Raw genomic sequence first — 26,843 nt, 5'->3', positions numbered from 1 at the left:
GGGGGCGGTGGTGCGTTCAGTCCCGCGGAGGCCGTCCGCCGACTCTCCCCACCGCCAGCGCCCCCGCCCGGCACCCTTCCTCCGCGGCCGTCAACGGGTCCGCGCCCGCCAGGCGTGCCGCGAGGAACGCGCCCGTGAACGCGTCGCCCGCGCCGGTCGTGTCCACCGCCTCGGCCGGGCGGGCCGCCGCCTCGCCGAGCACCGCGCCCGCGCTGCAGACCAGCGTGCCCCGGGCGCCCCGCTTGACCACGACGAGCGGGAAACGTGCGCTCAACTCCTGTGCGGACGCGGTCAGTTCGGAGCGCCCGCCGCGTCCGGCCAGCAGCAGCGCCTCGTCGTGGCTGGGCAGCAGGACGTCGACTCCTTCCGTCGCCTCCAGGAAGCGGTCCACGCCCGTCTCCTTCAGGAAGCCCGCCGACGCCGGATCGACGCTCACCGGAATGCCTCTCGCGCGGGCCATCCGCAAGGCCTCGAGTGCCGCCTCACGACTGGGAGTTCCGAAGAAGAGATAGCCGGAGAGGTGGAGGTGCGCGACGCCGTCGAGGAGCGCGGGGGAGATGTCGTCGGGGCCCAGACGCAGCACCGCGCCGCTGTCCGTGAGGAACGAGCGCTCCGCCCCGGCAGCCCCGTCCACCAGGCAGATCACCGTGCCCGTCGGCGCCTGCGCGTCCACCGTGAGGCACGCCCGTACTCCCGACGCGGCGAGCTCCTCGCGATGCCAGACGGCCGCGTCCGCGCCGACGCGGCCCGCGAGCCGCACGTCCGCACAGCCCCAACGGGCCGCCCAGCAGGCCACGTTCGCACCCGCGCCGCCCGGCTCCAGACGGATCTCCGCGGCCGTGTCGGTGCCGGTCACCAAGGGCGTACGGTGCCGGGCCACCACGTCGGTCACCACATCGCCGAGCACGAGCAGTCCGCCCGGCGCGGGCGGAGTCACGCCCACGCCGACGCGATCCTGGCCGCGAGCCGTACGTTGCCCCGTACCGCCGCGAGATTGGCGCGCAGCGAGGCGCCCTTGGTGCGCCGCACCAGGAAGTCAAGGAGGAACGGGGTGACGGCCTGCCCGGTCACGCCCTGCTCGTCGCACGCCCGCAGCGCCTCGTCGAGGACCCGTGCGTGCAGCTCGGGGTCGAGCTGCTCGGCGACCGGCACCGGGTTCGCGACGATCAACGCCGCGTCGGGGCCGCCCAGTTCGTCCTGGGCGCGCAGCACCGCCGCGACATCGGCGGGGGAGTGCAGCGACCAGTCGACGGGCTGCCCCGAGTCGGCCACGTAGAAGCCGGGGAAGCGCTCCGTGCGGTAGCCCGCGACCGAGACGCCGAGCGTCTCCAGGCGCTGCAGCGTCGCCGGGACGTCGAGGATGGACTTCACTCCGGCGCAGACGACGGCGATACGGGTCGTGGCGAGCAGTCCGAGATCGGCCGACTCGTCCTGGGTGACCGTCCATTCGCGGTGCACCCCGCCGAGCCCGCCCGTCGCGAAGATCCGGATCCCGGCCCGCGCGGCCAGGAACGCCGTGCCGGACACGGTGGTCGCCCCGGTCGCCCCCGTCGCGACGGCCAGCGGCAGATCGCGCCGGCCCAGCTTGCGGACGCCGTCACCGGCCGCGATCCGCTCCAGCTGCTGCTTGTCCAGACCGATCCTGGCCTGCCCGTCGACCACGGCGATCGTCGCGGGGACGGCGCCTTCCTCCCGTACCGACTGCTCGAATTCAAGGGCCACTTCGAGATTGCGCGGGCGCGGCAGCCCATGCGCGATGATCGTGGACTCCAGGGCCACCACAGGGCGTCGCCCCGCAATCGCGTCCCGTACCTCGGCGGACACCACCAGCACGCGTACGTCTCCCGTCATCGGCACTCCCGTCGTGTCCCCTTCATCCTTGGCGGGCCCGTGCCCGTGCCAAACCGCCCCGCGCAGATGCGGGTGCCCGCGCACCCGGTGGATACGCGGGCACCCGCCCTGCACGCGCGGTGCGTCAGACGGCCCGTACTCCGTCCAGCGCGCCATGCGGATTCAGTACGTACTTACGGCTCGCGCCCTGGTCGAACTCGGCGTAGCCGCGCGGGGCGTCCTCGATGCCGATCACGGTGGCGTTGACGGCCTTCGCGATGTGCACCTTGTCGTGCAGGATCGCCTGCATCAGCCCGCGGTGGTACCGCATCACCGGGCACTGTCCGGTGGTGAACCGGTGGCTCTTGGCCCAGCCCAGACCGAGCCGCACCTTGAGCGTGCCGCTGCGCGCGTCCTGGTCGATGCCGCCCGGATCGTCGGTCACGTACAGACCGGGGATGCCGAGGGCGCCGCCCGCGCGGACCAGGCCCATCAGGGAGTTGAGCACGGTCGCCGGCGCCTCGGGGGCGTCCGGCCCGTGGGCCCGGGCCTCGAAGCCGACCGCGTCGACAGCGGCGTCCACCTCGGGCTCGCCGAGGATCTGGGCGATCTGCTCCTCGACGCCGCCGCGGGTCAGATCGACCGTCTCGCAGCCGAAGCTCCGGGCCTGCGCGAGCCGTTCGGCGTTGAGGTCGCCGACGATGACGACCGCCGCGCCGAGCAGCTGCGCCGACGCGGCCGCCGCGAGCCCGACGGGCCCGGCCCCGGCCACGTACACCGTCGAACCGACCTGGGTGCCCGCGGTGACCGCGCCGTGGAAGCCGGTCGGGAAGATGTCGGACAGCATGGTCAGGTCGAGCAGCTTCTCGCGCGCCTGGTCGCGGTCGGGGAACTTCAGGAGGTTGAAGTCCGCGTACGGGATCATGGCGAACTCGGCCTGGCCGCCGACCCAGCCGCCCATGTCGACATAGCCGTAAGCCGCCCCGGGACGTGCCGGGTTGACGTTCAGGCAGATGCCGGTCTTGCGTTCCTTGCAGTTGCGGCAGCGGCCGCAGGCGATGTTGAACGGCACCGAGACGAGGTCGCCGACCTGGAGGGTCTCCACGTCGGGACCGCGTTCGACGATCTCACCGGTGATCTCATGCCCGAGCACCAGGCCCTCGGGCGCGGTGGTGCGGCCGCGGACCATGTGCTGGTCGCTGCCGCAGATATTGGTGGCGAGGACCTTGAGGATCACCCCGTGCCGGCACTTGCGGCCGACGTTCTCGGGGGCGACGCCCGGTCCGTCCTGGAGTTCAAGCGTCGGGTAGTCGATGGTCCTCACCTCGACCGCTCCCGGCTTGAGATACGCGACTGCCCTGTTTCCGCTCATGACTGCCTCGCCGTCCCTTCGGCTCTGTGCAGCGGATGCTCGGAAGACCGCGGACGGGGCGCGCCCGGGGCTTCCCTGGCCTGTGCGCAAGGCGGAGTCTGCTACCGGGGAGGGCGCTCGGCCAGAGGGTGCGGGCGGGTAACACGGCGGCCCGGCGCGGGAGGCCGTGGGACGGGTCTCTAGAGTGACCGGCCATGACGACTGATCTTGATGCCGCTCCCGCCTCCTTCGCCGTACACATCCCCGACGCCGAGCTCGAGGCCGAGCCGCTCGACCCCGCGCAGATCGTGTCGGGCACGCCCGAGGTGACCGGCAAGGTCCTGTGGGAGTCCGCTGACGGCAAGCAACTGCGCGGCATCTGGCAGATCACGCCCGGCGTGGTCACCGACACGGAGGCGAACGAGCTCTTCGTGGTGGTGAGCGGCCGGGCGACCGTGGCCGTCGAGGGCGGTGACGTCCTCGAACTCGGCCCGGGCGTCGCGGCCGTGCTGCGCGAAGGCGACCGTACGACCTGGACGGTGCACGAGACGCTGCGCAAGGCGTACCACATCAGCCTCTGAGGGACGTCAGTCCTTGGCAGCGGGTGCGTCCTCGGAGGGTGCGTCCCCGGCGTGTGCGTCCCTGGAGGATGCGTCCCCGGCGGGCGCATCCGCGGGCTTGCGTGCGCGTCGCGGGGTGAGGACGGCGAGTGCGGCGAGCGGGAGCAGCAGCGCGGCGGCGATCAGGTTGAGCCAGCCGTAGCTCGCCTGCGCGACGATCAGGCCCGCCACCGCGCCGCCGACTCCGGCCGCCGTGTTCATGGTCAGGTCGGAGAGCCCCTGGGCCGCGGCGCGTGCGGGCTGCGGCACGGAGTCGGTCAGGAGCGCGGACCCGGAGACGAGTCCGGCCGACCAGCCGAGGCCGAGCACGAAGAGACCGATCGCCGTCTGCGTGTGGTTCGGTCCCGCGGTGCCCGCGAGCAGGGCCGCGACGGCGAGCAGCGAGACCGAGAGCGCGATGACGGAGAGCCGGCCGATCCGGTCCGAGAGCCGTCCCATCACCGGCGAGAACGCGTACATGCCCGCGATGTGGCCGCTGATCACCAGGCCGATGAGATCGATGTCGGCGCCGTGATGGCCCAGGTCGACGGGGGTCATCGACATGATCGAGACCATCGCGGTGTGGGCGACGGCCACCGTCACCAGGGCGAGCCGCGCACGCGGCGAGGCCGCGACGGCGGCGAACCCGGCGCGCAGGGACCGGCCGTGCGGTGAGTCCTCCGTGTCGGGCTCCAGCGCGCGGGCGGTGAGCAGGGGGTCAGGGCGCAGCATGACGGAGACGACGACGGCCGAGATCACGAAGACCCCCGCCGCCCACAGGAACGGGCCCGCCGCCTCGGGTATGCCAAGACCTGCGACGCTGCGGCCCGCGGGCGCCGCGATGTTGGGGCCGAGCACGGCCCCGATCGTCGTCGCCCAGACCACGTTGGAGATCGCCTTCGCCCGGTGCTGCGGCTCGGCCAGGTCGGCCGCCGCGAAGCGGGCCTGCAGATTCGCGGAGGACGCGGCACCGAAGCCCGCCATGCCGACGAGCAGCAGCGGGAAGTTCCCGATCGCGGCCGCGAGCACCACGACGCCCGCGCCCAAGGCGCCGATCGCATAGGCCAGGACGAGCCCCGGCCGCCGTCCGCGCCGGGTCATCAGGGCGGCCAGCGGCATCGACAGGATCGCGGTGCCCGCAACGGTCGCCGTCGGCGCGAGCCCGGAGAGTGCCTCGGTGCCGCTGACCTCCTGGGCGAGCACGGCGGCCAGCGCGATCCCGGTGGCGACCCCCAGGCCGCCGAGGATCTGGCTCGCGATGAGCACGGCGTTGGTCCGCCGCCGCAGCGCGGGCAGCTGCTCGGGCGCGACGGATATGCGGGACGGATCGGTGGTGGTCACCGGCGCAGTGTGCCAGGCGGCACGGTCCGTACGGCAGGGCGGGGACCGCCCGCTTCACCTTGTCGCACCCCGCGGAAGGGAATGCACCTCACTGCCCCCGCCCGCGGACGCCCGGCTCGCCACGTCATCCCCGTCGCGCTCGCACCCCCCGCACGCCCCGCTCAGAACAGCGGCTCCGGCAGGACGCCCTCCAGGGCGAGCAGCTTCCGCTTCGTCTCCAGACCTCCGCCGAAGCCGCCGATCCCGCCGTCGCTCTCCACGACCCGGTGGCAGGGCACGACCACCGGCAGCGGATTGGAGCCCATCGCCATGCCCACCGCCTGCGCGGCGCCGGGCTGCCCGACCCGCCGGGCCAGGTCGCCGTACCCCACGACCATCCCGAACGGCACGCCCTCGTACAGCTCGCGCAGCACCTGCCGGTTGAAGCCGGAGGTCAGCGACCAGTCGAGGGGGAGCGTGAACTCCCGCAGCTCTCCCGCGAAGTACGCACGGAGCTGACGTATCGGCTCGGCGAGGCGTGCCCCGCCGGACGCCCCGCCGGACGCCTCGACGGCGCTGCCGCCGAAGCGCGCGGCGAGACCCGCCACTGCCTTGTCGCGCACCTTCTCGTGCGCATGGAAGACGACATTGACCAGACCGGCGCCGGTCGCGGCGAGCAGCAGCGGCCCGATGCCGCTGTCGGTCACCACCCACTCGACGCCGCCCGGCCCGCCGTCCGCGGTCGGTGCGCTGTGCGCTTCGATGTCCACGCGACCACGGTACGGCGGCCCACTGACAACGCCGCCGGAACAACTGCCCGACGCCGCCGGACTCAGCTGCCCGACGGCGCCGGACCTCAGTCGCTCACCGCGTTCCGTACGACATCGGGCTTGTTCGTGATGATCCCGTCGACCCCGAACCCGGCCACGCGCTGCGCGTTGGCCGCGTCGTCGACCGTCCAGGTGTAGATCTCGAGCGGCCGGCCGTGCGGGCCGCGCTGGGCGTGGATCGCGGCCACGTAGTCCGCCGTGATCGTCCCGTGGTTGGAGTTGATCTGGTCGGCGAACTTCGCGTATGCGGGCAGATCGGCCGCTGCCGGGGTGCCCAGAAAGCCGGTCTTGATGTCAGGGCGCTTCGCGTGTACGGACTTCACCGAGTCCGCGCTGAAGCTCTGGATCACCAGCTTGTGCTTGACGTGGTGCCGGTCGAGCCAGCCCGTCCTGCGCAGCACCTTGAGGGTGTCGTTCTCGATCCCGGGGTAGAGCTCGGGCTTCTTGATCTCCAGGACGAGCTTCTGGTGGTTGCGCTCCACCCGGTTCATGTACTGCTTGAGCGTCGGTACGCGTGCGCCCTTGTACTTTGCGTCGAACCAGCTGCCCGCGTCGAGGCGGGAGATCTCCGCGGCCGTGAAGTCCGCGACCTTCCACGGCGCGCGCTCGGGGAAGACCTGCTCCACGTCCGTGGTCCGCGCCAGGCTGTCGTCGTGCATGATCACCAGCTCGCCGTCCTTGGTGCGCTGGACGTCGTTCTCGACCCAGTCGAAGCCGAGTTCGCGGGCCTTGTCGATGGCGGCGAGGGTGTTCTCCGGGGCGTACGCGGAGGCTCCGCGGTGCGCCACGACCACCGGATCGTCCGTGGCGGCCACCCCGGGGGCGGCCTGTGCGGGAGCGGCTGACAGGACGAGCGCTCCCGCACCCATGAGCGCGGCGGCGGTGACGGCTGCAGTGCGTGCGTGCACCAGGACTCCTCACGTAGTGCGATCAAAGACCGACCGAGCGTGGCAGGAGAGGTGCAACAGAGGACAGGTGCGGGATGGCCACAAGTTGAACGGCGTCACTCCATACGGCACATGAGTCGTCCACGGCGCCCGCACATCAGGTGTCCGCCATTGGCGAAGAGCATGATTTTTTGCCGGAGAATCGTTCGTACGTTCCGCTTGGCGCTTTAATCTCTGCTCAGCACCGGCCACTTGTCCGGCCGTGCGGTGGGGCTGCGGGGGCGCCCCTGGGGCTAACTAATGGGGCGGAAAGGTCATCCCACCATGCAGGGCACCGTCGACGGTTTCAGTTACGGGTTGGTCACCCCGATCGCCGCGTACGTCATGGCGTGCGTGGGCGGGGCCCTCGGCCTGCGCTGCACGGCGCGGTCGCTGGTGGTGGGCAACAGCTGGCGTCCCGGCTGGCTGGCGCTCGGCGCCGCCGCCATCGGCTCCGGCATATGGACCATGCACTTCATCGCGATGATGGGCTTCACGGTCAAGGAAGCACCCGTCAGTTACGAACCGTCGCTCACCTTCGCGAGCCTCGGCGTCGCCATCGTGATGGTCGGCATCGGCGTCTTCATCGTCGGCTACCGCGGACCGACGGTCATGGCCCTGTTCACCGGCGGCACCATCACCGGACTCGGCGTCGCCTCCATGCACTACCTGGGTATGGCGGCCATACGGGTGCGCGGCACTCTGCAGTACGACACCTTCACGGTGGCCGTTTCGGTCGTCATCGCCATGGTCGCGGCCACCGCGGCGCTCTGGGCGGCCGCCCAGGTCCGCGGCTTCGCGTGGAGCCTCGGGGCGAGCCTGGTCATGGGGCTCGCGGTGAGCGGCATGCACTACACGGGCATGGCGGCGCTCAGTGTCCATCTGCACGGGACGGCCGGCGCCGTCGGCGGCGACTCGCCGGCCGAACTGCTCGCACCCATGATGATCGGCCCACTGGCCTTCCTGCTCCTGGCCGGGGTGGTCGTCATGTTCGACCCCCTGATGATCATGGGCAAGGAGGACTGGCGGTCCGCGGCCCCGGCCCGCGACGGCGTCCCGGCCACGCCGCCGCGCAGTGTGAGCACCCCGCGCCGCAGCGCCCAGTACCGGCAGGACTGGTAACGCGGCCCCGATGTCAGTGCCGGGTCGTACGGTGGTTGCATGCGGCCCGAGACCACCATCCAGAACATCCAGCGCAGCGAGCGGCCCTTCGAGGTCGTCAGTCCGTTCCAGCCCAGCGGCGACCAGCCGGCGGCCATCGCCGACCTGGAGCGCCGCATCCGCGCCGGCGAGAAGGATGTCGTCCTGCTCGGCGCGACCGGCACGGGAAAGTCGGCCACCACGGCCTGGATGATCGAGAAGCTCCAGCGCCCCACGCTCGTGATGGCGCCCAACAAGACCCTCGCGGCCCAGCTGGCCAACGAGTTCCGCGAGCTCCTGCCGAACAATGCGGTGGAGTACTTCGTCTCGTACTACGACTACTACCAGCCCGAGGCGTACGTCCCGCAGTCGGACACCTACATCGAGAAGGACTCCTCGATCAACGAGGAGGTGGAGCGCCTGCGCCACTCCGCCACCAATTCGCTGCTCACCCGCCGCGATGTCGTCGTGGTCGCCTCGGTCTCCTGCATCTATGGTCTCGGCACGCCGCAGGAGTACGTCGACCGCATGGTGCACCTCACGGTCGGCGAGGAGGTCGACCGCGACCAGCTCCTGCGCCGCTTCGTCGACATCCAGTACACGCGCAATGACCTGGCCTTCACCCGGGGCACCTTCCGCGTGCGCGGCGACACCATCGAGATCTTCCCGGTCTACGAGGAACTGGCCGTGCGGATCGAGATGTTCGGCGACGAGATCGAGGCGCTCTCCACGCTGCACCCGCTCACCGGCGAGGTCATCAGCGACGACCAGGAGCTGCATGTCTTCCCGGCCACGCACTATGTGGCGGGCCCGGAGCGTCTGGAGCGCGCCGCCAACGACATCGAGAAGGAGCTGGGGGAGCGTCTCGCCGAGCTGGAGAAGCAGGGCAAGATGCTGGAGGCCCAGCGCCTGCGCATGCGCACCACGTACGACCTGGAGATGCTCCGCCAGATCGGCTCCTGTTCCGGCGTCGAGAACTACTCGATGCACTTCGACGGACGCTCGCCCGGCACCCCGCCGCACACCCTGCTCGACTACTTCCCCGAGGACTTCCTGCTCGTCCTCGACGAATCGCATGTCACCGTGCCGCAGATCGGCGCGATGTACGAGGGCGACGCGTCGCGCAAGCGGACCCTCGTCGACCACGGCTTCCGGCTGCCGTCCGCGCTCGACAACCGCCCGCTGAAGTGGGAGGAGTTCAAGGAGCGCATCGGGCAGACGGTGTATCTGTCGGCGACCCCCGGCCAGTACGAGCTCTCGCGCGGCGACGGCTTCGTGGAGCAGATCATCCGCCCCACCGGCCTCGTCGACCCCGAAGTCGTCGTCAAGCCCACCGAAGGGCAGATCGACGACCTGGTGCACGAGATCCGGCAGCGCACCGAGAAGGACGAGCGCGTCCTGGTCACCACCCTCACGAAGAAGATGGCCGAGGACCTCACGGACTACTTCCTCGAGCTGGGCATCCAGGTCCGCTATCTGCACAGCGATGTCGACACACTGCGCCGTGTCGAGCTCCTGCGGGAGCTGCGCGCGGGTGAGTTCGACGTCCTCGTCGGCATCAACCTGCTGCGCGAGGGCCTCGACCTGCCCGAGGTCTCGCTCGTCGCGATCCTCGACGCCGACAAGGAGGGCTTCCTGCGCTCGGGCACCTCCCTGATCCAGACCATCGGCCGCGCGGCGCGCAATGTGTCCGGCCAGGTCCATATGTACGCGGACAAGATCACCCCGGCGATGGAGAAGGCCATCGACGAGACCAACCGCCGCCGGGCCAAGCAGATCGCGTACAACAAGGAGCGCGGCATCGACCCGCAGCCGCTCCGCAAGAAGATCAACGACATCGTCGCGACCATCGCCCGCGAGGAGGTCGACACCGAGCAGCTGCTCGGCTCCGGCTACCGCAAGGGCCAGAAGGACGGCAAGGGCGCCAAGGCGCCGGTGCCCTCGCTGCGGACGAAGGACACCGACGGGAAGACCAAGGCCGCCAAGGGCAAGGCGAAGAAGGGCGAGCCGGTCACGCCCACGGACCGTCCCGCGGCCGAGCTGGCGGAGCAGATCGAGGAGCTGACCGAGCGCATGCGCGCGGCAGCCGCCGACCTGCAGTTCGAGATCGCGGCGCGGCTGCGCGACGAGGTCTCGGAGATGAAGAAGGAGCTGCGCCAGATGCGGGAGGCCGGGCTGGCCTGAGCCCTGTGGGCGGGCAAATCGCCCACAGGGCGGCCCAAGTCGCCCGGCGGGGGCCGCGAGTGTTGCAAGACCGACACAAACCCGAGGCCCGGGGGTGGGCTTGTCGGTCCTACTGCGTAGGGTTCAGGGCAACCGCATCACGCACAGGCGGTGGGCGGGGATGAGTAAGGCGATGAGAGGGGACAGCGCGTGACGGTCAACATGACCAAGGGTCAGGCCATCAGCCTGCAGAAGAGCGATGGGGGCACGCTGACCGCGGTGCGCATGGGTCTCGGCTGGCAGGCGGCCCCGCGCCGCGGCCTGTTCGGATCCCGTACGCGCGAGATCGACCTGGACGCGTCGGCGGTGCTGTTCGCCGACAAGCAGCCGGTCGACGTGGTGTTCTTCCGCCACCTGGTCAGCGACGACGGCTCGGTGCGGCACACCGGTGACAACCTGGTCGGCGGCGCCGGTCAGGGCGGCGACGACGAGTCGATCCTTGTCGACCTGGCGCGCGTCCCGGTCCACATCGACCAGATCGTGTTCACGGTCAACTCGTTCACGGGCCAGACCTTCCAGGAGGTGCAGAACGCGTTCTGCCGGCTGGTCGACGAGACCAACGGCCAGGAGATGGCGCGTTACACCCTCGACGGCGGCGGCCAGTACACCGCCCAGATCATGGCGAAGGTGCACCGCACCGGCGGCGGCTGGACGATGACGGCGCTCGGTCAGCCGGCCAACGGCCGTACGTTCCAGGACCTGATGCCGGCGATCCTGCCGAGCCTCTGAGGCAGTTCGCGGTACGCGGCTCCCGGGCGCCCGAAGGGCCACCGGGAGCCGTCCGCGTCCGCGCGCATCTGCGCGCACCACGCAAGCGCGTCGGCACCGAGCCGCGCCATCCGGCACGGAGCCGCGCCATCGAACGCAGCGACGAGGGGGACCAACACCATGGCGGTCGAGCTGGTACGGGGTCAGAACGCCCCGCTGCCTCAAACCCGTCTGGAGATCCGGGTATCCGCGGGCAAACCCATCGTGGCGGGCGCCACGCTCGGTGACGCGCAGGGCAAGGTGCGCGGCGCCGAATGGATCGCCCACCCGGGGGCGCCGCAGCTGCCGGGCCTCGAAGTGTCCCAGCAGGCCGCGGCGGACCACCGCCTCGCCGTGGACCTGGAGGCGCTGGCCGACGGAGTGGAGCGGGTGACGGTCCTGCTCGCGCTGCCCGTCGGCGTCGGCGGCCCGGTCCGCTTCGGCGCGGTCGCGGCCCCCTTCATCGCGGTCACCGGACTCGACGGTACGGAGGTCGCGAGCTACACGATCACCGACCTGGACCCCGAATCGGCCGTCGTGGCCCTGGAGTTGTACCGCAGGAACGACGCCTGGAAGGTCCGCGCCGTCGGCCAGGGCTATGCGGGCGGGCTGGCCGAGATGCTCGCCGACCAGGGCCTCGCCCAGGCGCGCGAGATCGCCGGCCAGATCCTCGACGCGGTGGCCCGCGGGATGGCCCGCTCGGTCGCGCCGCCCCCGCCGCGTACGGCCGAGTCCGACCGGGTGCGCCGCACCGCGGCCGCCGGTTCGGCGGGCGAGCACGGCGTGCCCGCCGCTCCGCAGCCCGCCTCGCCGGCCCAGCCCGCCACCGGGCCGCAGCCCGCTTCCACGGGCGGTCCCGGAGCCTCCGTACCGCCCGAGCAGCAGTCCGGCGCCGGCGGCGTCAACTACGCGCACCCGTCCCGTCGTCCCGCGGCCGCGGCCCCGCCCACCCCGCCGCCCACGGCGCCGCCCGCGCAGCCGGGACAGCCCGCGCAGCCGGTGGCCGGTGACGCGACCGGCTGGTCGATGGAGGAGCGGCTGTACAACCAGGTCTGGGGCATGTTCGAGGACCTGGCCCGCACCACGGCCGCGTACCGCAGCGCCGTGGACTTCGCGGAGTCGCGGATGGAGCAGGAGCTCGACAAGGTCCTCTCCGACCCGCGCAGCCGCATCGGCGGCACGGGCGACGCCGCACGCGAGGCGGCCCGCGCCAAGCAGGCCCGACTCGTCGACCAGGCACGCGAGGTGCTCGACCGCGATCTGGCCCAGCTCCGGGCCGAGGCCGAGGTCGTCGAGCCGGCCCTGCCGCCCGCGTTCGCGGCCTGGGACAACCCGGTCTGGCACGCGTACCGCCCGCCGATGGAGGTCCCCATGGCGCTGCGCCTGGGCGATCTGCATCTGCCGGAGAGCGCGGACGTCCGGATTCCGCTGCTGATGCGGCTGCCCCTGGAGCGCGGACTGTGGATCGACGCGGGCCGTTCGTCCTCCGGGAGCATGAGCTTCCACGACAGCGGTGAGCTGCAGCGGCTCGCCCTGGAGACGGCGGTCGCGCACGCCTCGCGGCTGCTCGCGGTCTACCCGCCGGGTGACTTCGCGGTCCACGCGATCGACGCGGGCGGCAGCGCGGCCGGCCCGCTGGCGCCGCTGCTGCAGTCCGGTGTGATGCCGCACCAGCCCGGCTACGGGGCCGCGGGCGTCACCGAGGTCCTCGCCCGGCTGACCAAGCGCGTCGAACTGGTGCAGATGGCGATCCGCGGCGGTGCCACGGACGCGCTGCCGCCGGACCTCGACACGGCCGAGCAGCTCCTGATCGTGAACGGCTTCCCGCACGGCTTCGACGACCGCGCCGTGACCCAGCTCCGCTATCTCGCGGACGAGGGCCCGGCCGTCGGCGTGCATCTGATGCTCGTCGCCGACCGGGAGGACGCCTCGGCGTACGGACCGGTCCTCGACCCGCTGTGGCGCTCCCTGCTGCGTCTCACGCCGGTGCCGGACGACCACCTGGCCGACCCGTGGATCGGGCACGCCTGGACGTACCAGCCGGCGCTGGTCCCGCCCGGCAGCGCCGTGCTCCAGCAGGTGCTCACCCAGGTGGCGCAGGCGCGGCGCGAGTGGGGCCGCTGACGGTCCCGTACTCCTGACGTCTCGTGAAGGGCTCCCCGTGGAGGGGGGCCCTTTGCCATTTCTTTCCCTGTCGTCAGCCTCTTGACCTGCGAACTTGGGGTGTGCTTTACCTCACCCTTTACCTTCTCTTGGGTTTACCGCTAGTCTTCTGCGTGCGGAGGGGAGTACTCCCGACTGCGACGATCCCGTCAATACGGACCCACAGGGGTTCCGGGACGTCGGCCCGACCGAGAGGTGAACGACCTCGGGTGGAGGAGACCTCCGGCAGCGACGACGCTGGATTTGTGCCGTTACGTACTGCCGGAGGCGCAGTGGATGTTTCCATGACCCTTTGGGTCCTCACGATTCTGGGCCTCAGTGCCCTCATCGCCGTTGACTTCTTCATCGGGCGCAAGCCCCACGACGTGTCCATCAAGGAAGCCGGGATCTGGACGGTCGTCTGGGTCGTGCTCGCCGTGCTCTTCGGAATCGGCCTGCTCATCTGGGGCAACAGCCAGGCCGCGGGCGAGTTCTTCGCGGGCTACATCACCGAGAAGTCGCTCAGCGTCGACAACCTCTTCGTCTTCATCCTGATCATGGCGAAGTTCTCGGTGCCGTCCCATCTGCAGCAGCGCGTGCTGCTCGTCGGTGTGCTGGTGGCCCTGGTGCTGCGCGCGATCTTCATCGCCGCGGGCGCCGCGATCATCGCCAGCTTCTCGTGGGTGTTCTACATCTTCGGCGCGTTCCTGATCTACACCGCCTGGAAGCTCATCCAGGAGGCGCGGGCCGACGAGGACGAGGACGACTGGGAGGAGAACAAGCTCCTCAAGTCGATCGAGAAGAAGTTCGGCGTCGCGGACAAGTACCACGGCACCAAGCTCTTCATCGTGCAGCACGGCAAGAAGGTCATGACGCCGCTGCTCGTCGTCATGCTGGCGATCGGTATGACCGACATCCTCTTCGCGATGGACTCGATCCCCGCGATCTTCGGTCTGACCCAGGACCCGTACATCGTCTTCACCGCCAACGCGTTCGCCCTGATGGGCCTGCGGCAGCTGTACTTCCTCATCGGCGGCCTGCTCAAGAAGCTGGTCCACCTCTCGTACGGCCTGTCGGTCATCCTCGGCTTCATCGGCGTGAAGCTGGTGCTGCACGCCCTGCACGAGAGCGGTGTGCACGTACCGGAGATCTCCATCCCGGTCTCGCTCGCCGTCATCTGCGGTGTCCTGGTGATCACCACGATCACCAGCCTCATGGCATCCAAGAAGATCGCCGCGGCCGAGGCGGAGGCCGAGGCGCGCGCCGCGGCGAAGCCGGCCGCGGGTCCCGACGAGAAGGCGGGCATCGACGCCTGATCCCGCCCGCGTCCTTCCGCAGCCCGTCCGCACTCCGGTGCGGGCGGGCTGCCGTCGTTCACACCCCGGCTACGCGGAGGCGGGTTCCCGCACGGCCGCCGGCCGGGTCTCCGGCAGCAGCGCGAAACAGCCCAGGCTGAGCAGCGCGATCACCGTGAGATACGCGGCCACGGTCCACGGCGGCCCGTCACTGTGCCCCGCCACGGCCGTCGCCACGATCGGGGTGAGCGCGCCGCCGAGCACCCCGCCCAGGTTGTAGCCCACGGCGGCGCCCGTGCAGCGCACCCTCGGCTCGTACAGCTCCGGCAGATACGCCGCCAGGACGGAGAACATGGTGATGAACGCGAGCAGCGCCACCAGGAACCCGCAGAACATCAGCAGCGGCTCCCCGGTGCTGAGCAGACCGATCAGCGGGAACATCCACAGCGCCGCGGCCCCCGCCCCGGCCATGCACAGCGGCCGCCGTCCGAAGCGGTCGCCGAGCATCGCCGCGAACGGGGTCAGGGCGCCCTTGATCGCGACCGCGGCCATGATGCAGGTCAACATCACGGTGCGGGCGACGCCGAGTTGTTCGGTGCCGTACGCGAGCGCCCAGGTCGAGACGGTGTAGAAGATCGCGTACCCGATCGCCATCGAACCGGCCGTGAGCAGCACGAGCCGCCCGTGTCCGCGCACCACTTCGAACAGCGGCACGCGTGCGTGCTCCTGTACACCGAGGAAATGCGGTGTCTCGGTGACGGCGTGCCGCAGCCACAATCCGGCCACCGCGAGCAGCCCCGCCGCCCAGAACGGCACGCGCCAGCCCCACGCCGCGAACTGGGCGTCGCTCAGGCCGGCGGTCAGCGCGAGCATCACGCCGTTGGCCAGGAGGAAGCCGACGGAGGGGCCGATCTGCGGGAAGCTCGACCACAGCCCGCGCTTGGCGGCGGGAGCGTGCTCGGCCGTCAGCAGCACCGCGCCGCCCCACTCTCCGCCGAGGCCGAGACCTTGCAGGAAGCGCAGCACGAGCAGCAGGAGCGGTGCGAAGACACCGATCGCGTCATACGTGGGGACGCAGCCCACGGCCACCGTCGCGCCGCCCGTCAGGAGCAGTGAGCCGATCAGGACCGGGCGTCGGCCGCGCCGGTCACCGATGTGGCCGAAAAGCACCGAGCCGAGCGGTCGTGCGATGAAGCCGATGCCGAAGGTGCCGAACGCGGCGAGCGTGCCGGCCAGCGGCGAGAAGGTCGGGAAGAACAGCGGGCCGAGGACCAGGGCGGCCGCCGTGCCGTAGATGAAGAAGTCGTAGAACTCGATGGCCGTGCCCGCCAAGGAGGCGGCTGCCAGGCGGGTCATGGAGACGGGCGGCGGGGGTGGCTGGGCGGGGCCCGTGGGTGCGTCGTGCATGACGCGTCAACTGCCCGTCGCCGCGGGCGGTTACGCAGCGTGGCCGGTTGTCCGTGCGCGGGGCGCGGTGGGTTCACGACGTCCGCCACGGACCTCGCCCTAGGGCGCTGAGCTGCGCAAACGGTCGATTGTCAGTGGCAGGTGCCACGATCGGACGCATGGACATCTGTCACGACGGCCGTACGACCCTCACGGGACCGGTCTCACCAGCCGCGGCGGCGCCACTCCGGCAGCTGCGGGCGCTCGGCGCCCAGCGTGGTGTCGTCGCCGTGTCCGGGATAGACCCAGGCCTCGTCCGGCAGCGCGCCGAAGATCTTGGTCTCCACGTCGTCGATCAGGCTGGCGAAGGCCGCCGGGTCCTTCCAGGTGTTGCCCACGCCTCCGGGGAAGAGGCAGTCGCCGCTGAACACATGGGGGTGGCCGTGCGGATCATCGAAGATCAGCGCGATCGAGCCCGGGGTGTGGCCGACGAGGTGGCGCGCGGTGAGCTCGCACCGGCCCACACGGACGGTGTCGCCGTCCCCGACGAGCACGTCGGTCGGCACCGGGATGCCCTCGGCGTCGTAGGTCCCCGCGTAGGTGCGCGCACCGGTCGCGTCCACGACCTCGCGCAGCGCCTGCCAGTGGTCACCGTGCCGGTGCGTGGTGACCACGGAGGCGATGCCGTCGTCGCCGATCAGGGTGAGCAGCGTGCCGGCGTCGGCCGCCGCGTCGATCAGGAGCTGCTCGCCGGTGGCCCGGCAGCGCAGCAGATAGGCGTTGTTGTTCATCGGGCCGACCGCGACCTTGGAGATCATCAGATCCGCAAGTTCATGCACATCCGCAGGTCCGCCGACCGTCACCGCTCCGCTGTACGTCATGAGCTCAGCGTACCGAGCGGGTCCGGCGGCCCACAGCGGCCGCCGGCTGCCCGCCCGGTGGGCTGCGGTCCGCTACAGGGCGGGCAGTACGGGCAGCAGGCCCGCGTCGCACTCCAGGCCCGCGCCTTCGCGGCGGCCGGCGAGCCAGCCGAGCAGCGCGGGCGCGGGGCCGATCACGGAGACGGCCTCGCCGTCCGCGCGCCCGGTGGTCCACTGGCGGCCGTCGGTCGCCGTGATGGCGATCCGGGGTACGGCGGCGTTGCCGGCGAAGCGGTCCGCGAGGAAGGCGATCTCCCGGTCGGTGAACTCCGCGGGCAGGTCCTCGAGCTCGTAGCCGACGCCGAGGTCGACGTGGTGCAGTTCCACCTCGACGAGGCGGCGGAACGGGACGCGGGAGGCCACATCCGTGATGCCGTTGCGCAGCTCCACGGTGCGCGACCAGTCGGCGGGCTCGGCGGCCTGTGCCGCGAAGCGGGCCGCGCTGTCACGGACGTCGTCGACCTGGACGGCGGCCGGGCGCGGCGCGTCCCGGTCGATGTCCGCGTCGCGCGCCTCGGCGCTGACGTACATGGGGCGGCCGGAGAAGACGTTCACCAGGGCGTCGGCATTGCGGGCGACATGCGCCAGCACATGACCACGGGTCCACCCAGGAAGGCGTGACGGTCCGGCGAGGGCGGCGTTGTCCAGCTTGGCCGCCGCGGTCAGCAGCCGGTCGGTCGCTTCCTGCAGGAGACGAAGGTCGTGCTCATGATCATTCATGGCCTCGACGATAGTCCTGCCACTCCTTCGGGTGAAGGTGGTGGAGCATGACCGTAAATCGAATGTGCGTGCTATAGGCTCGACCGAGGCATCCTTGACAGTCGGGCCCTCATCGCAATCCCGCTGTCTCGGCAGTTACCAGTCCATCGCTGAGGCGGCCCTCGTACTCTGAGAAACGGGGCCCCGCCCCCGCTCTCCCATCAAGAAAGGTGCGGACCGGCGTGGCCGACCGTCTCATCGTCCGTGGCGCGCGCGAGCACAACCTGAAGAACGTCTCGCTCGACCTCCCGCGCGACTCCCTCATCGTGTTCACCGGCCTGTCCGGCTCCGGCAAGTCCTCGCTCGCGTTCGACACGATCTTCGCCGAGGGCCAGCGCCGCTATGTCGAGTCGCTGTCGTCGTACGCACGGCAGTTCCTCGGCCAGATGGACAAGCCGGATGTCGACTTCATCGAGGGCCTGTCCCCGGCGGTGTCCATCGACCAGAAGTCGACCTCGCGCAATCCGCGCTCCACGGTCGGCACCATCACCGAGGTCTACGACTACCTGCGGCTGCTCTTCGCGCGCATCGGCAAGCCGCACTGCCCCGAGTGCCGCCGCCCGATCTCGCGGCAGTCGCCGCAGGCCATCGTGGACAAGGTGCTCGAGCTGCCCGAGGGCAGCCGCTTCCAGGTGCTCTCGCCGCTCGTGCGCGAGCGCAAGGGCGAGTTCGTCGACCTCTTCGCCGACCTGCAGACCAAGGGCTACAGCCGGGCGCGGGTCGACGGCACGACCATCCAGCTCTCCGAGCCGCCCACGCTCAAGAAGCAGGAGAAGCACACCATCGAGGTGGTCATCGACCGCCTCACGGTGAAGGACAGCGCCAAGCGCCGCCTCACCGACTCCGTGGAGACCGCGCTCGGCCTGTCCGGCGGCATGGTCGTGCTCGACTTCGTGGACCTCCCCGAGGACGACCCCGAGCGCGAGCGGATGTACTCGGAGCACCTCTACTGCCCGTACGACGACCTGTCGTTCGAGGAGCTGGAGCCGCGCTCCTTCTCGTTCAACTCGCCGTTCGGCGCCTGCCCCGACTGCACCGGCATCGGTACGCGCATGGAGGTGGACCCCGAGCTGATCGTGCCCGACGAGGACAAGTCGCTCGACGAGGGCGCCATCCACCCCTGGTCGCACGGCCATACCAAGGAGTACTTCGGGCGGCTCACCGGCGCGCTCGCCGACGCCCTGAGCTTCAGCGCGGACATGCCGTTCGCGGCGCTGCCGCAGCGCGCCAAGAAGGCACTCCTGTTCGGGCACAAGACCCAGATCGAGGTGCGCTACCGCAACCGGTACGGCCGAGAGCGGGTCTACACCACGCCCTTCGAGGGCGCGGTGCCCTTCGTGAAGCGCCGGCACTCGGAGGCCGAGAGCGACGCGAGCCGTGAGCGCTTCGAGGGCTATATGCGCGAAGTGCCCTGCCCGACGTGCCAGGGCACGCGCCTCAAGCCGATCGTGCTCGCGGTCACCGTGATGGAGAAGTCCATCGCCGAGGTCTCCGCGATGTCGATCTCGGACTGCGCGGACTTCCTGGGGCAGCTGAAGCTCAACGCCCGTGACAAGAAGATCGCCGAGCGGGTCCTCAAGGAGGTCAACGAGCGGCTGCGCTTCCTCGTCGACGTCGGCCTCGACTACCTCTCCCTGAACCGCGCGGCGGGCACCCTCTCCGGCGGCGAGGCCCAGCGCATCCGCCTCGCCACACAGATCGGTTCGGGCCTGGTCGGTGTGCTCTACGTCCTGGACGAGCCGTCCATCGGCCTGCACCAGCGCGACAACCACCGCCTCATCGAGACGCTCGTGCGCCTGCGCGACATGGGCAACACGCTCATCGTCGTCGAGCACGACGAGGACACCATCAAGGTCGCCGACTGGGTCGTCGACATCGGCCCGGGCGCCGGTGAGCACGGCGGCAAGGTCGTGCACAGCGGCTCGCTCGCCGAGCTGCTCGGCAACGACGAGTCGATGACCGGCAAGTACCTGTCGGGCAAGAAGTCCATCCCGGTGCCGGACATCCGCCGTCCCGTCGACCCCGGGCGGCAGCTCGTGGTCCACGGTGCGCGCGAGAACAACCTCCAGGACATCGACGTGGCCTTCCCGCTCGGGGTGCTCACGGCGGTCACCGGAGTCTCGGGCTCGGGTAAGTCGACGCTGGTCAACGACATCCTGTACACGCACTTGGCGCGTGAGCTGAACGGGGCGCGGTCCGTGCCCGGGCGGCACACCCGCGTCGAGGGCGACGATCTCGTCGACAAGGTCGTGCACGTCGACCAGTCGCCCATCGGCCGTACGCCGCGGTCCAACCCGGCCACGTACACCGGTGTGTTCGACAACATCCGCAAGCTGTTCGCGGAGACGACCGAGGCGAAGGTGCGCGGCTATCTGCCCGGGCGCTTCTCGTTCAACGTCAAGGGCGGCCGCTGCGAGAACTGCTCGGGCGACGGCACGATCAAGATCGAGATGAACTTCCTGCCGGACGTCTATGTGCCGTGCGAGGTCTGCCACGGGGCGCGGTACAACCGCGAGACGCTGGAGGTCCACTACAAGGGCAAGTCCATCGCCGAGGTCCTTGACATGCCGATCGAGGAGGCCCACGGCTTCTTCGAGGCCGTGCCCACGATCGCCCGCCATCTCAAGACGCTCAACGAAGTGGGCCTGGGATACGTGCGGTTGGGGCAGTCCGCGCCGACGCTCTCCGGCGGTGAGGCACAGCGCGTGAAGCTCGCCTCCGAGCTGCAGAAGCGCTCCACGGGCCGGACGGTGTATGTGCTCGACGAGCCGACCACCGGTCTGCACTTCGAGGACATCAGCAAGCTGATCAAGGTGCTCTCGGGCCTGGTCGACAAGGGCAACACGGTCATCGTCATCGAGCACAACCTCGATGTCATCAAGACCGCGGACTGGCTGGTCGACATGGGTCCCGAAGGCGGCTCCGGCGGCGGTCTGGTGATCGCCGAGGGCACGCCGGAGGAGGTGGCCGGGGTGCCGGCCAGCCACACCGGCAAGTTCCTCGCGAACATCCTCGAAGCCGAGCGGATCAGTGACGCGGGGGTGCCGCAGGCCCGTAAGCCCGCGCGCAAGGCGGCGGCGAAGAAGACGGTCGCGGCCGCGAAGTCCCCGGCGAAGAAGGCGGTCTCGGCGAAGGCGGGCGCGACGAAGAAGACCGCTCCCGCAGCCGCGAAGAAGACGGCGTCCGCGAAGAAGGCGGCTCCCGCCAAGAAGGCGCCCGTGAAGAAGGCGACCGGGGCGCGCAAGAGCTGAAGTCGAGTGCGAGGTGTCAGGGGCAGGCAGGCGGGTAATCCCAGCTGTCCCTGACACCCCGCCAACTACAGTTGCCCCATGCGTCACACGGGGCAAAAGCTGAGAGAACTGGGCAAGCGGTTCGTCACGCAACCCTTCTGGGAGCGGCCCGACGAGACCTACCTCGTACGGCGCTGGCCCGATCTCTTCGCCCTCTGTGTCGCCACGGTCTTCTTCTGGCTGTCCCTGACGCCCTCGCTCGTGCCCCGGCCCTGGCTGCTCCAGGGCGTCATCGGCGGGATCACCGCAGCGATCGGCTACGCGGTGGGCAGCGTGCTCAGCTCGCTGTTCCGCTGGATCGTCAAATGGCGCCCCAGCGCGAAGGCCAGGGTCCGGTGCTGGCTCGCGTACTGGGTGCTCAGCCCGGTTCTCGCGGGCTGGCTGATCTCCGAGAGCGCCCAGATGCAGCGCCAGCTGAGGCAGTTGCAGGGCCTGCCGCCGTCCCTGACCTGGCACACCCCGATGATCGGCCTGATCACTGTCGCGCTCTGGCTTCTCATCCTGCTGCTCGCCCGCTCGGTACGGCTCGGGTCCAGCCGGTTCATCCACTGGCTCGGCCGCCGTCTTCCCCGGCCCGTCGCCATCGGCGTCGGACTTCTCGTGAGCGGCATCGTGGTGTCCACGGCCCTGCAGGACGTGGTCTTCCAGCGCGGCATCATCGACGTCGCGGACCGGATCGCCAAGGCGACCAACGGCGACACCAAGGACGGCATCCACCGCCCGACGTCCCGCCTCGTCTCCGGAGGCCCCGGCTCGGCGGTCGAATGGGGCGAACTCGGTCTGCAGGGGCGGAACTTCACGGGTTCCACGCTGAGCGGCGACCGGATCACGGAGTTCACCGGCAAGCCCGCCAAGGACCCCGTCCGCGTCTACATCAGCTCCTCGGCCCCCGCTGCCTTCGCGGACGAGGAGCCCTTCGCGGCCCAGGCCCAGCTGGCCCTGCGCGAACTGAAGCGCACCGGCGCCTTCGAGCGCGAGGTACTGGCCATCGCCGGTACCACCGGCTCGGGCTGGATCGACGCGACCGTCATCGAGAGCCTGGAGTACATGTACGGCGGGGACACCGCGACCGTCGCCGTGCAGTACTCGTATCTGCCCAGCTGGGTCTCCTTCCTCGTCGACAAGGAGAAGGCGGGCAAGGCCACCCGCGCCCTCGTCGACGCCGTACGCACCGAGCTCGACGCGATGCCGGCCGAGCGCCGCCCCAAGCTCGTCGTCACGGGGGAGAGCCTCGGCGCGTACGCCATCGAGGCCACGTACGGAACTGTCGATGAACTGCTCGGTGAGACCGATGGCGCGCTGCTGCTCGGCGTGCCCAATTTCTCGCCGATCGCCCGTGAGCTGCGCGAACGCAGGGACGAGGGAAGTCCCGTATGGCGGCCGGAGTTCGAGGGCGGCCGCAATGTGCGCTTCGCCCAGTTCCCGGAGGAGGACCTCCGGCGTCCGCGGGCCGAGTGGGGGCATCCGCGGACGGTCGTGCTGCAGAACGCCTCCGACGCGATCGTCTGGTGGTCACCGGATCTGCTGCTCGAACGGCCGGAATGGCTGGACGAGCCGCTGGGCCCGGACATCACGCCGGAGATCAACTGGTTCCCGTTCGTGACCTTCTGGCAGACCACGGTCGACATGGCCGTCTCGTACGGGGTGCAGGCACCGCACGGCCACCGCTACGGCACGGGTTCCGTGGACGGCTGGGCCGCGGTCCTGCCGCCGAAGGGCTGGACCGCGAAGGACACCGCCCGACTCCGCGCGTACCTCGACGCGCGCCCCTCGCCGTACTGAGAGCGCGGCGACTACGCCTTGGGCCCGGCGATCAGCTTGCCGTCGACGACCCGCACCGGGACCTTCGGCAGGGGTACGGAGGCCGGGCCCTCGACCGCGGCGCCGTTCGTGACGTTGAAGCGGCTGCCGTGGCAGGGGCAGTGCCCGTGGTTGTCCTCGATCTTGTCGAGGACGCAGCCGGCGTGGGTGCACTGGGCGCTCAGGGCCGAGTACTTACCGTCCTTGGAGCAGGTCACGATGAGCCGCTGCTCGCGGAAGAGCTTCGAGGAGCCCGCGGGTACGGCCGAGGCCGCGCCCAGGTCGACCGGCGCGGTCGGGGTGGGCTCCTTGGCCTTGCCGAGATCGGAGTCCGTGGAGCAGGCCGCGGCGCCGAGCCCGGCGGTCCCCGCGAGGGCGGCGCCCTTGAGGACGGTACGACGGGTGGTGGCCTTGCCGGGCATGGAGACTCCACAGCTCAGGAGGTACGGCTGACCCGCTCGACGATACCGGCACAGATCACCCGGTCCGGAGCCAGGGTTCACCCGCCTCGGAGCCAGGGTTCACCCGCCCCGGCGTCAGGGTCCGCCCGCACCTGCGCCAGGTTTCAGCCTTCCGCGCCCACCATCTCGCCGACCGCCTCCGCCGACAGGAGCGACTTCGGCAGCAGCCCGAGGACCGGGCTCTCCGCGATGAGCTCCTCGAAATCCTCCTGCGCATGCGTCGAGATCATGATCAGGTGCGGGACGATCCCGGAGAGCAGCTCGGCCACGTCGAAGCCGCTCTCCCCGTCGAGGTCGATGTCGAGCAGCGCGACATCAGGTCGCAGCTCCCTGGCGAATGCGAGCGCATCGGTGCTCGAACCGGCGAGAGCGACCACGCTTGCACCGCCCCGCTCGAGCAGCGCCTTCGCTGCCTCGAGGAAGCGGGCGTTGTCGTCCACGAGGAGACAGCGCATCGCCATGCGCCCAGCGTCCCAAGGCGGTGCCCCCGCCCGCCTTCCTGCTAGCGGGAATCCTTGCGGCCGGACACCGCCTGACACCGCCGGAGACCGCCGACACCTCCGGTACGGATCCGCCCCGGCCCCCTCAACCACCGCGCCCGCTCCCTGAGTTGCCCCGCGGCCCCTCCGTATCCGCCCACCTCCGTACACATCGGCATCCGTCCGCCCCGGCGCTACCATGACCGTGGCCGAGGCGGCGCCATTCCGTCGGCGGCGCATGGCGGAGGGGCCGGGGGTGCGCCATGGGTGTGCGCGAGCGGTGGGCGCGGGGGAGCAGGAACGATCCTTCAGGTGCTCCTCCTGGCAGCGCCGCAAACCGTCCCTCAGGCCGCCTCTCAGACCACCCCTCAGGCCGCCCCTCAGTCCGCGGCACCCCCCTCTTCGCCCGGCTCCGCGTAGGCACCAAGCTGCTGCTGCTCGCCCTGCTGCCCGTCGGCGTCCTGCTCGCGCTCACCGTCTTCTCCGCCGCCGGGCAGTGGCGCGAGGCCGAGCGGCTGCGGGACTTCGACCGGTCCACGCGGGTGTCCTTCGCCGCGGGAGCGCTCGCCGACGCCCTCGCCGAAGAGCGTCTCGCCAGCATGTTCGACGCGCTCAGGGCCGGGCCCGAGGCCGAGGAGCGGCTCGCCGCAGCCCGCCGTACGACCAATGCCGCCGCCACCGAGGCCGGCCGCCGGGCCGCCGAGGAGGGCCGCTTCACGGCACGGATGGACGCCATCGCCCAGGACCTCGCGGCCCTGCGCCGCAACCACGACACCCGCGCGGTCACCGTCGACCATGTCGCGGCGGGCTTCGGCGCCGTCGTGATGAAGGTGGTGGACCTGGTCGCGGTCGTCGACGTACGGGAGCCGGGTGAGCCGTCGGGCGGCGTCGCCGTCGCCCATCTGTCGATGATCCAGGCGACCGAGGCCGCCGGGGCGGAGCGCTCCGAGCTCGTCATCCTGTTCGCCGAGCCGCCCGACCGCTCGAACACCACCGCGAGCCGCTGGCCCGCCCTGGAGGGCGCCCGCCTCGACACGTTCCGGCGCACCGCGTCAGAGCCCCTCAAGTCCCGTCTCGCGGACGTCCTCTCCCGGCCCGATTCCGCGTTCGTACGGGATGTGCGGGCCCAGCTCGCGAAGGGCGAATCCACCCCGCATCCGACCCCCGAGCGCTGGGCCGAGGCCTCCTCGACCCGGATGGACGGACTGCGCACGGTCAGCCGCGCCGCCGAGGACGCCCTGCGCGCCTCGGCCGCCGACGGCGTGCACAACGCGGAGGCCAGGGCCTGGCGCGACCTCGTGCTCTTCCTCGTCCTGCTCGCCGTGGTCACCGCCTTCGCGCTCGCCCTGCGGCGCTCCATCGCCCGGCCCCTCGCCGAAGTCGCCGACGGCGCGCAGGCCCTGGCGGCCGGCGACCTCTCCTACGACATCCGGCACCGCGGCCCCGACGAGATCGGCTCCCTCGCGGAGGCCTTCCGGCAGCTGCGCGGCACCGTGGAGCGGCTGACCGCGCAGGTGCGCGCCATGACCGAGGCCATCGACGAGGACCGGCTCGACCACCGGGCGGAGGCGGGCGCGTTCGAGGGGACCTGGGCCCAGCTGCTCGACGGCCTCAACGGCACCATGGCCTCGTTCGGCAATCTGCACGGGCGCCGCCAGGAGGCCGAGCACGAGGTCGACAACCTGTTCACGCTCTCCGCCGACCTGCTGTGCATCGCGGATCAGGAGGGCTACTTCCACCGGGTCAACCCCGCCTTCGAGGAGGTGCTCGGCCATCCGCCCGAGGTGCTGCTCGGCCGTCCGTTCCTGGACCTCGTCCTGCCGGAGGACCGTGAGCGCACGGTCGAGGCGCTCGGCCGGCTCTCCGAGGGCCAGGAGGTCCTCCGCTTCGAGAACCGCTATCTGCGCGCCGACGGCTCCTTCTGCTGGCTGCAGTGGAACGCGCGGCCTGTCCCCGAGAAGGGCCTGATCCACGCCGCGGCCCGCGATGTCACCGAGCGCCGCCGTGTGCAGGGCGAGCAGAGCGCGCTGCGCCGGGTCGCCACCCTCGTCGCCCAAGGAGTGCCGCCGCAGCGGCTGTTCGGCGAGGTGGCACGCGAGGTGGGCCTGCTCCTGGAGACGCCCTCGGCGGCTGTCGTACGGTACGGGCCCGACGGCCGCGTCACCGCGCTCGGCGATGCGGGTGCGGCACTGGTCGCCCTGCAGGACGAGGCGGCCGTCACCGAGGTGGCGCGCACCGGGGAGCCGGTCAGCGAGGGCGGTACGGCCGGTGCGCCGATCGTCGTGGAGGGACGGCTGTGGGGCGCGGTGATCGCGGCGGCCGCGGGCGGGCAGGAGCTGCCGCCCGGTACCGAGACCCGGCTCGCCGCGTTCACCGAGCTGATCGTCAGCGCCATCGCCAACGCCGACAGCCGGGCACAGCTCGCCGCGTCCCGCGCCCGCGTCGTCGCCGCCTCCGACGCCTCACGCCGCCGGATCGAACGCGATCTGCACGACGGCGTCCAGCAGCGTCTCGTCTCGCTCCAGCTGGAGCTGCGCACCGCCGAGACGCTCGCCCCCGACGGCTCCGGCGAGCTCCTCGGCCTGCTCGACCACATCGGCCACGGACTGCAGGAGACCTTCGACGAGCTGCAGCGGCTGTCCCGCGGCATCCACCCGGCGATCCTCTCGAAGGGCGGGCTCGGCCCCGCCGTGCGCGCCCTGGCCCGCCGCTCGGCCGTGCCCGTAGAACTCGATCTGCGCATCCCGCGCGACCGGCTGCCCGAACCGGTGGAGGTCGCCGCGTACTACGTGGTCTCCGAGGCCCTCGCGAACACGGCGAAGCACGCCCGCGCCTCCGTCGTGACCGTCCGGATGACCCGCGGCACGGAGTCCGTCGAGCTCGCCATCGCCGACGACGGTGTGGGCGGCGCCGAACCGGCGCACGGTTCGGGCCTTGTCGGCCTCGCGGACCGCGTGGAGGCGATCGGGGGCACGCTGCGGGTCAGCAGCCAGGCGGGGGAGGGGACTTCACTGGCGGTACGGCTGCCTGCGCCGAGGAGGCCACCGGAGGAGCCGGGCTGAGCGCGCGGCAGGAGTCGGACTGAGCGCGCGGCAGGAGACGGACCGGGCGCGCGGCAGCCGAAGGGACGGCACGCCGGCCGCCCGGCGAACGCGAGGGGGCCAAGTGGGGGGCCTTGGACTTAACAGAACGCGTTCGCCAGTGGGCGGCCGGGCGGCCGGACGGACCGGGGGTTCCGTCCGGTCTGAGGGCGCGCAATGGTGCGCACGGTCCGCCGGCTGCGGACGAGGCCGGGGTCCCGCGGGCCGATGGAGAGCGGATGCCCACCGTCGGGCGGGACCCCGC

The 26,843-nt window shown here is 71.2% G+C and carries 20 protein-coding genes; 9 read left to right on the top strand and 11 right to left on the bottom strand.

The genetic code is table 11. The annotated features are described in order from the left end of the window. Positions 1-16: 16 nt before the first annotated feature. From ACIBI4_RS16290 to fdhA, 3 genes are all read right to left on the bottom strand, one after another. Positions 17-937 (bottom strand): carbohydrate kinase family protein, encoded by a 921-nt coding sequence (locus ACIBI4_RS16290; RefSeq protein ID WP_399204818.1) that lies wholly within the window; start codon positions 935-937, stop codon positions 17-19. Further along, positions 934-1,833: a pseudouridine-5'-phosphate glycosidase gene (locus ACIBI4_RS16285; protein WP_399204817.1), complete on the bottom strand. Its 900-nt coding sequence runs from the start codon at positions 1,831-1,833 to the stop codon at positions 934-936. Before ACIBI4_RS16285 ends, ACIBI4_RS16290 begins: the two co-directional genes overlap by 4 nt. A gap of 142 nt (positions 1,834-1,975) precedes the next feature. Then, entirely contained in the window at positions 1,976-3,202 is a 1,227-nt protein-coding gene (fdhA, locus tag ACIBI4_RS16280; RefSeq protein ID WP_399204536.1) for a formaldehyde dehydrogenase, glutathione-independent, read from the bottom strand. 194 nt (positions 3,203-3,396) lie between these two features. On the opposite strand from fdhA, the gene ACIBI4_RS16275 reads away from it, so the two are divergent. Then, positions 3,397-3,762 (top strand): cupin domain-containing protein, encoded by a 366-nt coding sequence (locus ACIBI4_RS16275; RefSeq protein ID WP_399204535.1) that lies wholly within the window; start codon positions 3,397-3,399, stop codon positions 3,760-3,762. A gap of 6 nt (positions 3,763-3,768) precedes the next feature. Here ACIBI4_RS16275 and ACIBI4_RS16270 read toward each other — a convergent pair whose 3' ends face one another. From ACIBI4_RS16270 to ACIBI4_RS16260, 3 genes are all read right to left on the bottom strand, one after another. After that, entirely contained in the window at positions 3,769-5,121 is a 1,353-nt protein-coding gene (locus tag ACIBI4_RS16270; protein ID WP_399204534.1) for an MFS transporter, read from the bottom strand. Between the two features lie 161 nt (positions 5,122-5,282). Then, positions 5,283-5,870: a methylated-DNA--[protein]-cysteine S-methyltransferase gene (locus ACIBI4_RS16265; RefSeq protein WP_399204533.1), complete on the bottom strand. Its 588-nt coding sequence runs from the start codon at positions 5,868-5,870 to the stop codon at positions 5,283-5,285. An 86-nt stretch (positions 5,871-5,956) separates the two neighbouring features. Beyond that, entirely contained in the window at positions 5,957-6,838 is an 882-nt protein-coding gene (locus tag ACIBI4_RS16260) for a glycerophosphodiester phosphodiesterase (RefSeq protein WP_399204531.1), read from the bottom strand. A 303-nt stretch (positions 6,839-7,141) separates the two neighbouring features. Between ACIBI4_RS16260 and ACIBI4_RS16255 the strand changes: the two genes are divergently transcribed. The 5 genes from ACIBI4_RS16255 to ACIBI4_RS16235 all read left to right on the top strand — a co-directional run bounded on the left by ACIBI4_RS16255 (position 7,142) and on the right by ACIBI4_RS16235 (position 14,424). Continuing rightward, entirely contained in the window at positions 7,142-7,978 is an 837-nt protein-coding gene (locus ACIBI4_RS16255; RefSeq protein WP_399204530.1) for an MHYT domain-containing protein, read from the top strand. A gap of 39 nt (positions 7,979-8,017) precedes the next feature. Then, entirely contained in the window at positions 8,018-10,180 is a 2,163-nt protein-coding gene (gene uvrB, locus ACIBI4_RS16250; protein ID WP_399204529.1) for an excinuclease ABC subunit UvrB, read from the top strand. A gap of 189 nt (positions 10,181-10,369) precedes the next feature. Next, positions 10,370-10,948: a TerD family protein gene (locus tag ACIBI4_RS16245; protein WP_399204528.1), complete on the top strand. Its 579-nt coding sequence runs from the start codon at positions 10,370-10,372 to the stop codon at positions 10,946-10,948. A 159-nt stretch (positions 10,949-11,107) separates the two neighbouring features. Then, a complete protein-coding gene (locus ACIBI4_RS16240) occupies positions 11,108-13,090 on the top strand; it encodes a TerD family protein (protein WP_399204527.1) in 1,983 nt (660 codons plus the stop codon). Between the two features lie 311 nt (positions 13,091-13,401). Continuing rightward, positions 13,402-14,424, top strand: coding sequence for a TerC/Alx family metal homeostasis membrane protein (locus tag ACIBI4_RS16235; RefSeq protein WP_399204526.1), 1,023 nt, complete (start codon positions 13,402-13,404; stop codon positions 14,422-14,424). Positions 14,425-14,493: 69 nt separating this feature from the next. Here ACIBI4_RS16235 and ACIBI4_RS16230 read toward each other — a convergent pair whose 3' ends face one another. The 3 genes from ACIBI4_RS16230 to ACIBI4_RS16220 all read right to left on the bottom strand — a co-directional run bounded on the left by ACIBI4_RS16230 (position 14,494) and on the right by ACIBI4_RS16220 (position 17,429). Beyond that, positions 14,494-15,810 carry an MFS transporter gene (locus ACIBI4_RS16230; protein ID WP_399204525.1) on the bottom strand — a complete coding sequence of 439 codons (1,317 nt, stop codon included), beginning with the start codon at positions 15,808-15,810 and terminating at the stop codon, positions 14,494-14,496. A gap of 203 nt (positions 15,811-16,013) precedes the next feature. Beyond that, the gene (locus ACIBI4_RS16225) at positions 16,014-16,670 is read right to left on the bottom strand and encodes an MBL fold metallo-hydrolase (protein ID WP_399204524.1); all 657 of its coding nucleotides are present in this window, start codon (positions 16,668-16,670) and stop codon (positions 16,014-16,016) included. A gap of 72 nt (positions 16,671-16,742) precedes the next feature. Next, positions 16,743-17,429 carry a maleylpyruvate isomerase family mycothiol-dependent enzyme gene (locus ACIBI4_RS16220; protein ID WP_399204523.1) on the bottom strand — a complete coding sequence of 229 codons (687 nt, stop codon included), beginning with the start codon at positions 17,427-17,429 and terminating at the stop codon, positions 16,743-16,745. A gap of 221 nt (positions 17,430-17,650) precedes the next feature. Between ACIBI4_RS16220 and uvrA the strand changes: the two genes are divergently transcribed. Both uvrA and ACIBI4_RS16210 read left to right on the top strand, forming a co-directional pair. After that, positions 17,651-20,719 (top strand): excinuclease ABC subunit UvrA, encoded by a 3,069-nt coding sequence (gene uvrA / locus ACIBI4_RS16215; RefSeq protein ID WP_399204522.1) that lies wholly within the window; start codon positions 17,651-17,653, stop codon positions 20,717-20,719. 78 nt (positions 20,720-20,797) lie between these two features. After that, on the top strand, positions 20,798-22,540 hold the full coding sequence (locus ACIBI4_RS16210) for an alpha/beta hydrolase (protein ID WP_399204521.1): 1,743 nt from the start codon (positions 20,798-20,800) through the stop codon (positions 22,538-22,540). Positions 22,541-22,551: 11 nt separating this feature from the next. Here ACIBI4_RS16210 and ACIBI4_RS16205 read toward each other — a convergent pair whose 3' ends face one another. Together ACIBI4_RS16205 and ACIBI4_RS16200 are read right to left on the bottom strand one after the other, a co-directional pair. After that, positions 22,552-22,980 carry a Rieske (2Fe-2S) protein gene (locus ACIBI4_RS16205; protein WP_399204520.1) on the bottom strand — a complete coding sequence of 143 codons (429 nt, stop codon included), beginning with the start codon at positions 22,978-22,980 and terminating at the stop codon, positions 22,552-22,554. A gap of 143 nt (positions 22,981-23,123) precedes the next feature. After that, positions 23,124-23,480 carry a LytR/AlgR family response regulator transcription factor gene (locus ACIBI4_RS16200; RefSeq protein ID WP_399204519.1) on the bottom strand — a complete coding sequence of 119 codons (357 nt, stop codon included), beginning with the start codon at positions 23,478-23,480 and terminating at the stop codon, positions 23,124-23,126. A gap of 281 nt (positions 23,481-23,761) precedes the next feature. Between ACIBI4_RS16200 and ACIBI4_RS16195 the strand changes: the two genes are divergently transcribed. Further along, positions 23,762-26,560, top strand: a complete 2,799-nt coding sequence (locus tag ACIBI4_RS16195) for a nitrate- and nitrite sensing domain-containing protein (protein WP_399204518.1) — start codon at positions 23,762-23,764, stop codon at positions 26,558-26,560. Positions 26,561-26,843: the final 283 nt, after the last annotated feature.

Origin of the sequence: Streptomyces sp. NPDC050418 (assembly GCF_044458745.1) — a bacterium.
Classification (GTDB): Bacteria; Actinomycetota; Actinomycetes; order Streptomycetales; family Streptomycetaceae; genus Streptomyces.
The sequence above is the reverse complement of the archived record's forward strand: the minus strand, read 5'-3'. Positions and strand labels throughout refer to the sequence as shown.

What these genes read in the sequence shown, in the direction of transcription:
- fdhA (WP_399204536.1), bottom strand. Translation starts at nt 3,202, where the DNA reads ATGAGCGGAAACAGGGCAGTCGCGTATCTCAAGCCGGGAGCGGTCGAG.
- ACIBI4_RS16275 (WP_399204535.1), top strand. Translation starts at nt 3,397, where the DNA reads ATGACGACTGATCTTGATGCCGCTCCCGCCTCCTTCGCCGTACACATC.
- ACIBI4_RS16255 (WP_399204530.1), top strand. Translation starts at nt 7,142, where the DNA reads ATGCAGGGCACCGTCGACGGTTTCAGTTACGGGTTGGTCACCCCGATC.
- uvrB (WP_399204529.1), top strand. Translation starts at nt 8,018, where the DNA reads ATGCGGCCCGAGACCACCATCCAGAACATCCAGCGCAGCGAGCGGCCC.
- ACIBI4_RS16240 (WP_399204527.1), top strand. Translation starts at nt 11,108, where the DNA reads ATGGCGGTCGAGCTGGTACGGGGTCAGAACGCCCCGCTGCCTCAAACC.
- ACIBI4_RS16230 (WP_399204525.1), bottom strand. Translation starts at nt 15,810, where the DNA reads ATGCACGACGCACCCACGGGCCCCGCCCAGCCACCCCCGCCGCCCGTC.
- ACIBI4_RS16225 (WP_399204524.1), bottom strand. Translation starts at nt 16,670, where the DNA reads ATGACGTACAGCGGAGCGGTGACGGTCGGCGGACCTGCGGATGTGCAT.
- ACIBI4_RS16220 (WP_399204523.1), bottom strand. Translation starts at nt 17,429, where the DNA reads ATGAATGATCATGAGCACGACCTTCGTCTCCTGCAGGAAGCGACCGAC.
- ACIBI4_RS16210 (WP_399204521.1), top strand. Translation starts at nt 20,798, where the DNA reads ATGCGTCACACGGGGCAAAAGCTGAGAGAACTGGGCAAGCGGTTCGTC.
- ACIBI4_RS16205 (WP_399204520.1), bottom strand. Translation starts at nt 22,980, where the DNA reads ATGCCCGGCAAGGCCACCACCCGTCGTACCGTCCTCAAGGGCGCCGCC.
- ACIBI4_RS16200 (WP_399204519.1), bottom strand. Translation starts at nt 23,480, where the DNA reads ATGGCGATGCGCTGTCTCCTCGTGGACGACAACGCCCGCTTCCTCGAG.
- ACIBI4_RS16195 (WP_399204518.1), top strand. Translation starts at nt 23,762, where the DNA reads ATGGGTGTGCGCGAGCGGTGGGCGCGGGGGAGCAGGAACGATCCTTCA.